Source organism: Methylobacterium aquaticum (assembly GCF_001043915.1).
Lineage (GTDB): Bacteria > Pseudomonadota > Alphaproteobacteria > Rhizobiales > Beijerinckiaceae > Methylobacterium > Methylobacterium aquaticum.
The window spans coordinates 21,600-33,480 of record NZ_LABX01000117.1 but is presented as its reverse complement, the minus strand read 5'-3'; the positions used below and the strand labels follow the sequence as shown (position 1 = coordinate 33,480).

Genomic DNA, 11,881 nt, shown 5'->3' with positions numbered 1-11,881 from the left:
GGCGCAGGGCGAAATGGCCGCCCTGCGCCGCTCAAGAGCGCGCTACGCTCCCCAACTGGCTCCCGACTTCGACATGTTCGACTTCCTCCGGAAAGACGAACATGGCCTGAACATCATTTTCTCCTGGCTCCTCGACGGAGACGCGAGCCACGCTCAAGGCAACACGTTTGTTTCAGCACTGTTGCGGGTCGCTGGCTTGGAATGGCCGGTCGGTCGCGCGCCCTGTCGGGTCAGGCGTGAGGTGCACATCGCGAACGAGACCCACGCCGGCCGGCTCGACATCGTCGCCCGACTGGGAGATTACATTCTGGCAATCGAAAATAAGCCGGATGCCAGATGGCAAGATTTGCAACTGTCTCGATATTTGACCTATTTGCAAAGCACCTATCCGGACAAATTCAAACTGCTCGTTTTCATGGGCTGGGCAGCCTCACCCCACGACGCCGTGAAGAGTCACGTCGGGTTGGATTGGGAAATTCATCAATCCAATGTCGTGGTGCTTTCGTATGGCGACATTCGTCTTTGGCTTGAATCATGTCGAAATCTATGCCTCTCAGATCGCATTGCCCATTTCATCCAAGAACTCATTCGCCATATCGAGCGGCGCTTCATGGGAATAGAGGACAAGACAGTCATGTCTGAACTTGCCAACTCGATCGCCCTGTCGCCGGACCTCATCGCTCCGGCATTTGAAATCATTCAGTCCGCCCAGATTCTCGAAAAGAAAATTCAGGCGATCCTGTGCGAGGACATGAGGAAAATTGCCTCCGGCGCTCATCTCGAAATTGAGATCGATGACAATTACGACAGCGGCGGCGACAAAGGTTTTAGATTTTTCATCACCGATGGTCATGACATTCACGCCATGGTTGGATTTGAACACAAGAGATTTGATAATATATTCTTCGGCGTCAGTGCAAAATCCAAAACATCGCTCGTCGATAAAATTGCCCTGCGTCGCCGAATCGAGGACATCTACACGCCCCGATCCGGAGAAGATTATGGAGATTGGATTTACTGGAATTACATCAGCGAAACCAATCACTCTCTCCCGCCCGCGCTTCAAATGTCCGCCAATTCGATTTCGAAGAATCCTGGAGACATCTGGACGGCCTGGGCCAACGGAACATTCGCGAAGGCATCCGTCGAGCTTGCCTTAAAGATCCAGCAGATTTTGAGCGACTGAGCCTCCCGGACCGAGACGGCGGAGGAGACCGTCCCGAGTCGAGCCTCTCGATCGGCGGGCCGTCACGGCGCACCGCCCCCGCCTCACGGGTCCCGCTACCGAAACCCGGAGGGCCGCTCGCCGACCGCCCAGGCCAGCGCCTGCTCCAGCCGGTCGTTGCCCCAGAACAGCTCGCCGTCCTCGGTGAGGAAGCTCGGGGCACCGAACAGGCCGCGGGACTTCGCCTCCTCGCCGATCGAGCGCAGGCGGCTCTTCACCGGCTCCTGGGTGGCGGCGCGGATCAGCGCCGGGCCGTCGAGGCCGAGCCCGTTGAGGAGCGCGGAGATGGCGGCAGGCTCGGCGATCGACTGGCCGCGGGCGAACTCGGCGTCGTAGACCGCCCGCACATAGGCGCCGATCCACGGCTCCTCGGCGCCATGCACGGCGACCCGGGTCGCCGCGAGGCTGTTCTGCGGAAAACTCTCCGGCCGCACCACCGGCGGCAGGCCGAGGCGCGCGGCCTCGCGGGCGAGGTCGCGCCACATGTGGCGGCCCTTGGCCGGGTAGAGGTTGAACGGCGAGGAGGTCCAGCCTTGCGCGGCGAAGACCGGGCCGAGCAGGAACGGGCGCCAGCGCAACGTCACCCCGGCGGCCTCGGCCAGGGCCTCGATCCGCATCGCGGCGAGATACGAATAGGTGGATGCGAACTCGAACCAGAACTCGAGCGTAGGCCGGCGCGCCATCGCACCCCTCTTCACAGCGGACAGATCCCGCACCTTCGCGTCCGCGCTCACCACCCACAAGCGCCGCCCCGGGCGTCGCATCGCCACGGGGCCGGCAAGGGAACTTTGGCAGCGCGGTTGCACGGGGCCGGGCCGGGCTGTTAAGCCCCCGCGCACTCATTCGGTTCCCATTCCATCGAGGCCCGCCCGCATGTCCGACCAGCCCCAGAAGCGCGTGAAGAAGGTCGTGCTCGCCTACTCGGGCGGCCTCGACACCTCGATCATCCTGAAGTGGCTCCAGACCACCTATGGCTGCGAGGTCGTGACGTTCACCGCCGATCTCGGCCAGGGCGAGGAGCTGGAGCCGGCCCGCGCCAAGGCGGAGCTTCTGGGCATCAAGCCCGAGAACATCTTCATCGAGGACCTGCGCGAGGAATTCGTCCGCGACTACGTCTTCCCGATGTTCCGGGCGAACGCCCAGTACGAGGGCGTCTATCTCCTCGGCACCTCGATCGCCCGGCCCTTGATCGCCAAGAAGCAGATCGAGATCGCCGAAGCCGTCGGGGCGGATGCCGTGTCCCACGGCGCCACCGGCAAGGGCAACGATCAGGTCCGGTTCGAACTCGGCTATTATGCGCTGAAGCCCGACGTGACGGTCATCGCCCCCTGGCGCGAATGGGATTTCCGCTCCCGCGAGTCGCTGCTGGCCTTCGCCGAGCAGCATCAGATCCCGATATCCAAGGACAAGCGCGGCGAGGCGCCGTTCTCGGTCGACGCCAACCTCCTGCACGCCTCGTCCGAGGGCAAGGTGCTGGAGGATCCCGCCGAGGTGGTGCCGGATTACGTCTATTCCCGCACCCTCTCCCCCGAGGAGGCGCCCGACACCCCGACCATCCTCACCCTCGGCTTCGAGCGCGGCGACGCGGTCTCGATCGACGGCGAGCGCCTGTCGCCGGCAACCCTGCTCGCCAAGCTCAACGAGCTGGGCCGGGCCAACGGCATCGGCCGCCTCGACCTCGTCGAGAACCGCTTCGTCGGCATGAAGAGCCGCGGCATGTACGAGACCCCCGGCGGCACCATCCTGCTGCCGGCCCACCGGGCGATCGAGTCGATCACCCTCGACCGCGGCGCGGCCCATCTCAAGGACGAGTTGATGCCGCGCTACGCCGAGCTGATCTACAACGGCTTCTGGTTCTCGCCGGAGCGCGAGATGCTCCAGGCCCTGATCGACAAGAGCCAGGAGATGGTCACCGGCACGGTGCGGCTGAAGCTCTACAAGGGCGGCGTCCATGTCATCGGCCGCGAGAGCCCGAACTCGCTCTACGACCAGGACCTCGTCACCTTCGAGGAAGGCGCGGTCGCCTACGACCACCGCGACGCGGCGGGCTTCATCAAGCTCAACGCGCTCCGCCTGCGGACGCTCGGCCAGCGCAAGCGCAAGCTGGGCGCCTGACGCCGAAAGGCCCGCTCCGGTGACGGAAGCGGGCCTTGCAATCGGGACGGTGCGGCCGGCGCGAAGCCGGCCGCTTGGGGTTTGAGCCCTACGCCTCGTCCTCGTCGTCGATATCGACCAGGAACAGGATGTCGACGTCGTCCTCCTCGTCCTCGTCGTCGGTCCCGCCCTGGCTGTCATTGGCGGCCTGGGGCTCGTCCTCGTCCTCGAAATCCTCCTCGTCCATCGAGTCCTCGAAGGTCTCGACCTCGTCCTCGGTGGCGGGGCGCAGCTTCAGCGATTCGGCGTTGCCCGACCACAGCGGGCGGCCGTCGCTCTTCATGGTGCGCAGATCGTCCTTGAAGCCCTCGACCTCGAGAAGCTCCCGGGCCCGCTCCTCGTTCGACCGGATGATGGCGACGGGCGTGCCGTCGATCTCGAGAGTGAACATCGTGCTTCCCTTTTCAAGGGCCGCGCCGCACGGGCGGGCGGGGCCGTGTTACGGGGGGAAAGGCCGCGGCGCCAGCCCCGTTCCGGGCGGCCCGGACGGAAAGTGGCGCGAAGCCGCGATGGTTCGCCGGCTCGGAAGGCGGCCCGGCCTACCGGATGCCGAGCAGCGCGTCGTCGTTCGAGACGATCAGGATGCGCAGGTCGGCGTCGGGCACGTAGTCCTGGGCCTCCCACACGAAGGTGGTCGGCCCGGTCTTGCGCACGCCCGTGCGGCAGAAGCTCACGAGGGCGGCCGGGCTGCCCTTGTCCACCGTCAGGGTGAAGCGGCCGATGCGGCCGGCCCAGTTGCGCGCCGTCGTCACGATGTAGGGCACCTCGACCGCCCGGGTCAGGCCCTGGCCCTTCATCGGCGAGGTGGCGATCAGGCGCCGCACCCCGGCAAGCCCGGCATCGTCCAGGCAGTAGCGGGCCCGGTAGGCGGGCGTCGCCGCCTCCGCGACCGCGAGCAGGTGGTTGCCCTTGACCGGGACATAGGCGTGCGAGACGCGCAGATCACGGCCTGCCGGGAATGTCTGCTCCCAGTGGAACTTGGCCTCGCTGCGCCAGAGGAAGTCCGGCATGTCCGAGGGATCGGACATCAGGCCGGCCTTCGCCAGTTCTTGCTGCGTCGCCGGATCGAGGCGCTTCACCGCCGCCTCCAGGTCCTTGCGCCGCAACGGGTTGAGCGGCAGGCCGTGGCGGGTGAGCAGAGCGGTCACCTCGCGCGTGCCGAGATAGGCCCGCTCCTCCAGTTGCGGCGTCACCGGCACGCCGTCCACCGTCACCGTGAAGCCGACGAAATTCGCCCGGTCCTCGAAGGGCAGGCTGAGCGCGCTGGTCGAGAGCTGCGCCCCGTCGATCGCCGGCAGCGGAAAGGCGATCCGCAGGGTCTTGGGCGCGGCCGAGGTGTTGCGGAAGACGTAATCGACCGCGATGCGGTCGAGGCCGATGCGCAGGTCCTCGCTGGCCAGCGCGATGTCGGGGTCGCGCACCAGCACCAGGCCGCCGGCATCGAGGGCGGCGGCACTGTCATTGGCCTGGGCCGGCCCGGACAGGAACGCCGCCATCATGCACGCGGCCAGAACCGATCGCACTCCACCGCCCGTCATTGCCGTCTCCCGTGCTTCGCGCGGCACCGCTTACGGCCAATCGGGTGGCGCCTGCAATCGACATCCCGAGCGTCTCGATGGTGTCACCCCCGTCACGGGCAGCACGTCGCGGGATCCGCTCGTCCGCGTGGGGGCGGAATGCGGGTGGAAACGGCTCAGGATGACGCGGCCGAACCTCCCTCGGCCGGCGACGACATCCGCGCGTGACACGGAAACGCAGACCTCTCACGCGGGATCCTCGATCCTCGGCACAGGAAGCCTCGGCACAAGACCGAGCCACGGGCAGGCACGATGCCGAACGACGCGACCTCACGGCCGCACGCACTGGCTCAAACTCCCGATCCCCGCCATCCGCCCCTGGATGCGACCGGCCAGCACCCGCAGCGCCCGAGTCGGCCGGCGCGGGTTGCGGAGAAACGGGTTCGGCAGGGTGGCGACCAGCAAAGCCGCCTCTCCCTTGCTGAGATCGCGGGCGGACTTGCCGAACCAGTGCCGGGCGGCGGCCTCGGCCCCGAAAATCCCCTCCCCCCACTCGGCGACGTTGAGGTAGATCTCCATCGTCCGGCGCTTGCCCCAGACCCGGTCGACCATCAGCGCAAGAGGAATCTCCAGGGCTTTTCGCAGATACGAGCGGCCCGGCCACAGGAAGACGTTCTTCACCGTCTGCATCGTCACCGTCGAGGCGCCGCGGCTCGGGCCGTCCTCGTCGTCGACCACGCTCCACAGCGCGTCCCAGTCGACGCCGCGATGCAGGCAGAAGCGCTGGTCCTCGGAGGCGACGACGCCTTGCACCAGGGCCGGGGCGATGTCCTCCAGCGCCACCACCTCCCGGGTCACCGGCTGGAGCGTGACCCAACGGCCGAGCATCAGGGTTGAGGGCGGGGTCAGCGCACGATAGACGAGCGCCAGGACCAGGACGAGGGCGACCGCCATGACGGGCACCAGAAGCACGGCGCGCACGAGCCGCCGCGAGCGGGGCCGGGCCGGCGGCGCGCTCGCCGGGACCAGCCCGCGCAGCGGTTGCGGCATGCCGTCCCTGCGGTCCGCCGTGACGCGCGGCTCCTGAATCCGACCCTCCTCTCGGCGTGCCCGTCTGCGAGGCTACCATGACGTCAACGCGGGCCCCGCAGGACACGACGCCGGGCCGTCCCCAGGAAAATACGATGGCCGGCACCACAGGATACCCGCAGGCAGGCGATTTCACGGCGCGGCTCTCGGCCGTGGCCAAGAGCGTCGAAGGCTTTCTCGCCGAGCGCCTCGGCGACGCGGTGCAGGACGGCGAGATCGCCCGGCCGCCGCGGCTGATGGAGGCGATGCGCCACGCGGTGCTCAACGGCGGCAAGCGCCTGCGCCCGTTCCTCGCCATCGAGACCGCCCGGATGCTCGGCGGACCCTTCGAGGGGGCGATGGCGGCCGGTGCCGGTGTGGAACTCGTGCATTGCTACTCGCTCGTCCACGACGACCTGCCGGCGATGGACGACGACGACCTGCGCCGCGGCCAGCCGACCGTGCACAAGAAATACGACGAGGCCACCGCGATCCTGGTCGGCGACGCCCTCCAGACCCTCGCCTTCGAGATCGTCGCCGATCCGGCCTGGCAGGCCGACCCGCTGATCCGCTCCGAGCTGGTGCTCGGCCTCGCCCGGGCCTCGGGCCTCGGCGGCATGGTCGGCGGCCAGCTCCTCGACCTCGGGGCCGAGGGGCGCTTCGGCCCGGCCAACCTCGACGTCGATGCCACGCTTCAGCTCCAGGCGATGAAGACCGGCGCCATCCTGGCCTTCTCGGTCGATGCCGGGGCGCTCGTCGGCGGTGCTTCCCCGGAGGAGCGCCGGGCCCTCCTGTCCTACGGCCGGGCGCTCGGCCAGGCGTTCCAGGTCGCCGACGACATTCTCGACCGCGAGGCGTCCTCGGAGGCGATGGGCAAGCGGACCGGCAAGGACAAGGAGGCCGGCAAGGCGACCCTGGTCGACCGCCTCGGCCTCGACGGCGCCCGCGCCGAGTGCGAGCGCCTGGTGGCCGAGTGCGAGAGCGCGCTGAAGCCCTGGGGCGACGCCGCGGCGACCCTGTGCGAGGCCGCCCGCTTCACCGTCGCGCGCAAATCATAGCCACCCAGGGGCGCCGCCCCTGGACCCCGGCAGAGGGATATTCCCTCTGCACACCCCGATTTCCGACCAGAAGAGTCACGCCATGGCGACCCACAAGATCCTGCTCCTGCCCGGCGACGGCATCGGCCCCGAGGTGGCGGGGGAAGTCTCCAAGGTTCTGGCCTGGTTCACCCGCGCCGGCATCGCCCGGTTCGAGACCGAGACCGACCTCGTCGGCGGCGCGGCCATCGACGCCCATGGCGTGCCGCTCTCGGAAGCCGCGATGGACCGCGCCAAGGCCGCCGACGCGGTGCTGTTCGGCGCCGTCGGCGGCCCGAAATGGGCCGGCGTGCCCTATGCCAAGCGGCCCGAGGCAGGTCTCTTGCGCCTGCGCAAGGACCTGGGCCTGTTCGCGAATCTCCGCCCGGCGATCTGCTACCCGGCGCTCGCCGAGGCTTCGGCGCTCAAGCGCGAGCTGGTCGAGGGCCTCGACATCGTCATCGTGCGCGAGCTGACCGGCGGCGTCTATTTCGGCGAGCCGAAGGAGATCGTGACGCTGGAGGACGGCCAGAAGCGCGCGGTCGATACGCAAGTCTACACCACCGGCGAGATCGAGCGGATTGCCGCGGTCGCCTTCGACCTCGCCCGCAAGCGCCGCAACAAGGTCGCCTCGGCCGAGAAGCACAACGTGATGAAGACCGGCGTGCTGTGGAAGGAGACGGTGACCAAGCTCCATGCCGAGCAGTACTCGGATGTCGGCCTGGAGCACGTCCTGGCCGACAACTGCGCCATGCAGCTGGTGCGCAACCCCAAGCAATACGACGTCCTCGTCACCGACAACCTGTTCGGCGACATCCTGTCGGACGTGGCCGCGATGCTGACCGGCTCGCTCGGCATGCTGCCCTCGGCCTCGCTGGGCGCGATCGAGAACGGCACCCGGCGCGCCCTCTACGAGCCGGTCCACGGCTCGGCCCCGGACATTGCCGGCCAGAACCTCGCCAACCCGATCGCCATGATCGGCTCGCTCGCCATGGCTTTGCGCTACTCGTTCGGTCTGCTCGAGGCCGCCGACCAGCTCGAAGCCGCCATCACCCGGACGCTCGCCGCCGGCACCCGCACCCGCGACATCGCGGGCCCGGGCACCAACGCGGTCGGCACCACCGAGATGGGCGACGCGATCGTGCGCGAGTTGCAGGCGCAAGGACGCTGAACCGGGAAGGACGAGCGATGCGCCTCTGCGTGTTCTGCGGCTCCAGCGACGGGGCCCGCCCGCTCTACCGTGAGGCGGCGACCGCGCTCGGGCGCCATTTCGGCGAAGCCGGGATCGAGCTGGTCTATGGCGGCGGCAAGGTCGGGCTGATGGGCGCGGTGGCCGACGGCGCGCTCGCCGCCGGTGGCCGGGTGACCGGCATCATGCCCAGGGCGCTCGTGGAGAAGGAGACCGCGCATCTCGGCCTGACCGAGCTGCGCGTCGTCGCCTCGATGCACGAGCGCAAGGCCTTGATGGCCGATCTCGCCGACGGTTTCGTGGCGCTCCCCGGGGGCCTCGGCACCTTCGAGGAGATGTTCGAGGTCTGGACCTGGGCCCAGCTCGGCTACCACAAGAAGCCGCTCGCGGTGTTCAATGCCGGGGGTTTCTTCGACGGGATGCTGAGCTTCCTCGATTCGGTCGTCCAGGAAGGCTTCGTGCGCGCGCCGCACCGGGCGATGCTGATCGTCGGCACCGAGCCGGCCGATGTCGTGGCACGAATTCGGGCCTACGAGCCGCCGCAAGTGATCAAGTGGGTGACGTCGGAGGAGCGCTAGAGCATTTTCCGACGAAGTGGATACCGGTTCGTCGTAGAAAATGCGGCAAAAACAAAAACCTAGAGCACTGCACGATTCCAACGTGATCGGGCAGTGCTCTAGGGATCACCCGCCTGCCCCTCGACGCAGTCTCGACCACAAACCCTCTCGTCCACAAACGAAACGGGCCCCTTCCGGGGCCCGTTGCATCTCTGGACGATGTGTCTCGCTCAGTAGCCGTAGCGCGCCCGCGACAGCGGCGAGGTCGGATCGATGTAGTCGATCGCCGACAGGTCCACCGTGACGGCGCTGCGGCGGGCGCCGATGAACGGGCCGTTGGTGATCGGATCGGGCAGGATGCCGGCGCCGCCGAAGCGCTCGCGGTTGGCGATGTAGGGCGGCGAGTTCAGATAGGACGCGGTGATGAAGTGCGGGTTGGTGGCCGGATTGGCCACGGAGCCCGAATTCGCCTCGACCACATTGCCGGCGTCGAGCCAGCTGCGCGGCCGCACGCGGATCGCCAGGCCCTGGCCGTCCCGGGTGCTGCGGATGACGTAGCTGTCCTGCGCCTGCGAGGCGGCGGTGCCGGCGCCCAGGGCCGCGAGGGAGAGAAGCCCGGTCAGGGCGAGAATCTGGAAGCGCATGACGCACCTTTGCTGAACGTCGCCAGGATAGCGCCGGACTCGTTAAGAAACGACGCCTTTGTGGAAAAAGACGTGCGAACGCGGCCGAGGTTCCCGCTCACGGCGAAGCGGGTCGCGAATGCCGCACTCTCGCCGCATTCTTGCGGATCGCCCGGCTCGGCACCGCCGCGGTGGTGGCGGGTTCCTCCAGCGGACAGGATGCGGTCCGCGGCTCGGCCAGCATCGCGGCGACGGCCGGGGCGAGCCCCACCCCCGGCAGGGCGGCGAGGCGCTCCACCGTGCAGGCCACCGCCTGCGGCTCGGGCAGTTGCGCCAGCGGAGCGCAGAACCAGCCGTCGAGCCGCAGCGCCGCCTTCACGCGGAACGCCGTGCAGGCGCGCCGTCCCTCGGCATCGGCGAGGGTCGCGTCGACGGTGTCGAGGGCTCCGAACCGCGTCGCGAGCTGGCCACGCTCCCCGGTTCGCACCACCGCGAGGCCGCCGGCCTCCGCGGCCCGGCGAGCCAGGGTGACGAACAGGCTCCCCTCCCCGTCCGGCTCGGACGTCTCGGTGACCACGAGGCGGAGGAACGGCGTCTCGTGCACCGCGAAGGTGCCGGCCGTCAGCGTGTCCTCCCGCAGGCCGGGCTGCACCCGGGCGCTGCCGGTCGCCTCGCCGAGACGGTACCGGTCGGCCGCGACCGTGCTCCAGGCCGGCGGTGCCGCCGCGGGGGCGGCGAAGCGCGGCACGAAGGCGGGCGGGTCGGCGGCGACGGGCGGGTCGGCGAGGCGCCGCTCGCTCGCCAGAACGCTGAGCAGCGCAATCACCGCGATGGCCCCGATGGTCCGCCGGGCGACGCGCCGGCGCCAGGAGCGACGGGGGGTCGCGCGGGGCAGCGGCCTCGGCAGCAGCGGCTCGACCGCGCCGAGATCCCGCGCCAGGGCGTCGGCCGCCCGCGCCAGGGCGGCGTCGTCAAAGTCCGGCCTCTGCCGCACGGAACGCTCCTCCGGTCGCGCGTGGTCGCCGCCACCGGAATCGCATCGCATTTTAGCGATTTCGTTGATCTGGCCCGGCTTGTCCCCGGCGGGAGCGAGTCAGGGTGAACGAGACGTCAAGGAGTGACGGGACGCGGAATCTGTTGCCGGCATGCGATTCCGGCGCTTGACAGCGCGGGGTGTTCGGGCTGTTGCTTCCCACGCCCGCGCACCCCATCTCGGGTGTCGCCTTTTCCGAGGACTGACCGCGCCATGCGGCCTGGGTCGACCACGACGAAACGCAAAGCCACGACGGCGATCACCGCCGCCGGCTGAAGCCTCGCGTCGTCCTCGGATCCCTCCCCGTCCGTGGCGGACGGAGGCCGGGCTCCTTGAGGGCCCGCCTGAGATCGTCCGGGGAGGAGCTGATCCGAACTGGAGCGATTGAGATGGGTTACAAGGTTGCCGTCGTCGGAGCCACCGGCAATGTGGGCCGCGAGATGCTCGACATCCTGGCCGAGCGGGCCTTCCCGGCCGATACCGTGGTGGCGCTCGCCTCCCGCCGCAGCTTGGGCCAAGAGGTGTCCTTCGGCGACAAGATCCTGAAGGTCCAGGCCCTCGACCAGTACGACTTCTCGGACACCGACATCTGCCTCATGTCGGCCGGCGGCGAAACCTCGAAGGAATGGTCGCCCCGCATCGGCGCCCAGGGCTGCGTCGTCATCGACAACTCGTCGGCCTTCCGCTACGATTCCGACGTGCCGCTGATCGTGCCCGAGGTGAATGCCGACGCGGTGGTGGGCTTTTCCAAGAAGAACATCATCGCCAACCCGAACTGCTCGACCGCGCAGCTCGTCGTGGCGCTGAAGCCCCTGCACGACGCCGCCACCATCAAGCGCGTCGTCGTCGCGACCTACCAGTCGGTCTCCGGCGCCGGCAAGGACGCCATGGACGAGCTGTTCAACCAGACCCGCGCGGTGTTCACCGCCGGCGAGGTCAAGGTGCAGAAGTTCACCAAGCGCATCGCCTTCAACGTCATCCCGCACATCGACGTCTTCATGGAGGACGGCTCCACCAAGGAAGAGTGGAAGATGATGGCCGAGACGAAGAAGATGCTCGACCCCAAGATCAAGCTGACGGCGACCTGCGTGCGCGTGCCGGTGTTCATCGGCCACTCGGAGGCGGTGAACGTCGAGTTCGAGCGCCCGCTCTCGGCGGAAGAAGCGACCCAGATCCTGCGCTCGGCGCCCGGCATCCTGGTCGACGACAAGCGCGAGCCCGGCGGCTACATCACCCCCCACGAGGCGGCGGGCGAGGACGCCACCTACATCTCGCGCATCCGCGAGGACATCACGGTCGAGAACGGCCTGTCGTTCTGGTGCGTGTCGGACAACCTGCGCAAGGGCGCGGCGCTGAACACGGTTCAGATCGCCGAGGTGCTGGTCAACCGCAAGCTGATCTCTCCGAAGCGGAAGGCCGCGTGAGCGCGGCCGTCCTGT

General features: G+C 68.5%; 12 protein-coding genes. 6 read left to right on the top strand and 6 right to left on the bottom strand.

Going from position 1 to position 11,881, the window contains the following annotated elements:
- Positions 1–1,186: PD-(D/E)XK nuclease family protein (locus tag VP06_RS35045; protein ID WP_210168122.1), on the top strand; the 1,186-nt coding region annotated here is incomplete at its 5' end.
- A 95-nt stretch (positions 1,187–1,281) separates the two neighbouring features.
- On the opposite strand, the gene VP06_RS15920 is transcribed toward VP06_RS35045, so the two are convergent.
- Positions 1,282–1,908 carry a 2-hydroxychromene-2-carboxylate isomerase gene (locus tag VP06_RS15920; protein WP_048464763.1) on the bottom strand — a complete coding sequence of 209 codons (627 nt, stop codon included), beginning with the start codon at positions 1,906–1,908 and terminating at the stop codon, positions 1,282–1,284.
- Between the two features lie 190 nt (positions 1,909–2,098).
- On the opposite strand from VP06_RS15920, the gene VP06_RS15915 reads away from it, so the two are divergent.
- Positions 2,099–3,340: an argininosuccinate synthase gene (locus VP06_RS15915; RefSeq protein ID WP_048464762.1), complete on the top strand. Its 1,242-nt coding sequence runs from the start codon at positions 2,099–2,101 to the stop codon at positions 3,338–3,340.
- 88 nt (positions 3,341–3,428) lie between these two features.
- Here the strand turns inward: VP06_RS15915 and VP06_RS15910 are convergent, their stop codons facing one another.
- From VP06_RS15910 to mtgA, 3 genes are all read right to left on the bottom strand, one after another.
- Entirely contained in the window at positions 3,429–3,770 is a 342-nt protein-coding gene (locus tag VP06_RS15910; protein WP_048464761.1) for a hypothetical protein, read from the bottom strand.
- A 148-nt stretch (positions 3,771–3,918) separates the two neighbouring features.
- Positions 3,919–4,917, bottom strand: a complete 999-nt coding sequence (locus tag VP06_RS15905; protein WP_245291192.1) for a DUF4424 domain-containing protein — start codon at positions 4,915–4,917, stop codon at positions 3,919–3,921.
- A 309-nt stretch (positions 4,918–5,226) separates the two neighbouring features.
- Entirely contained in the window at positions 5,227–5,946 is a 720-nt protein-coding gene (mtgA, locus tag VP06_RS15900) for a monofunctional biosynthetic peptidoglycan transglycosylase (protein WP_048464759.1), read from the bottom strand.
- 134 nt (positions 5,947–6,080) lie between these two features.
- Here mtgA and VP06_RS15895 point away from each other — a divergent pair, with 134 nt between their 5' ends.
- The 3 genes from VP06_RS15895 (at position 6,081) to VP06_RS15885 (ending at position 8,807) form a co-directional block, all read left to right on the top strand.
- Positions 6,081–7,022 carry a polyprenyl synthetase family protein gene (locus tag VP06_RS15895; RefSeq protein ID WP_048464758.1) on the top strand — a complete coding sequence of 314 codons (942 nt, stop codon included), beginning with the start codon at positions 6,081–6,083 and terminating at the stop codon, positions 7,020–7,022.
- A gap of 82 nt (positions 7,023–7,104) precedes the next feature.
- On the top strand, positions 7,105–8,211 hold the full coding sequence (leuB, locus tag VP06_RS15890; protein WP_048464757.1) for a 3-isopropylmalate dehydrogenase: 1,107 nt from the start codon (positions 7,105–7,107) through the stop codon (positions 8,209–8,211).
- Between the two features lie 17 nt (positions 8,212–8,228).
- Positions 8,229–8,807 carry an LOG family protein gene (locus VP06_RS15885; RefSeq protein ID WP_048464756.1) on the top strand — a complete coding sequence of 193 codons (579 nt, stop codon included), beginning with the start codon at positions 8,229–8,231 and terminating at the stop codon, positions 8,805–8,807.
- A gap of 209 nt (positions 8,808–9,016) precedes the next feature.
- Here VP06_RS15885 and VP06_RS15880 read toward each other — a convergent pair whose 3' ends face one another.
- Positions 9,017–9,430 carry a hypothetical protein gene (locus VP06_RS15880; protein WP_048464755.1) on the bottom strand — a complete coding sequence of 138 codons (414 nt, stop codon included), beginning with the start codon at positions 9,428–9,430 and terminating at the stop codon, positions 9,017–9,019.
- Between the two features lie 97 nt (positions 9,431–9,527).
- Complete coding sequence (locus VP06_RS15875) at positions 9,528–10,403, bottom strand: hypothetical protein (protein ID WP_048464754.1); 876 nt, start codon at positions 10,401–10,403, stop codon at positions 9,528–9,530.
- 428 nt (positions 10,404–10,831) lie between these two features.
- On the opposite strand from VP06_RS15875, the gene VP06_RS15870 reads away from it, so the two are divergent.
- Complete coding sequence (locus tag VP06_RS15870) at positions 10,832–11,866, top strand: aspartate-semialdehyde dehydrogenase (protein WP_048464753.1); 1,035 nt, start codon at positions 10,832–10,834, stop codon at positions 11,864–11,866.
- Positions 11,867–11,881: the final 15 nt, after the last annotated feature.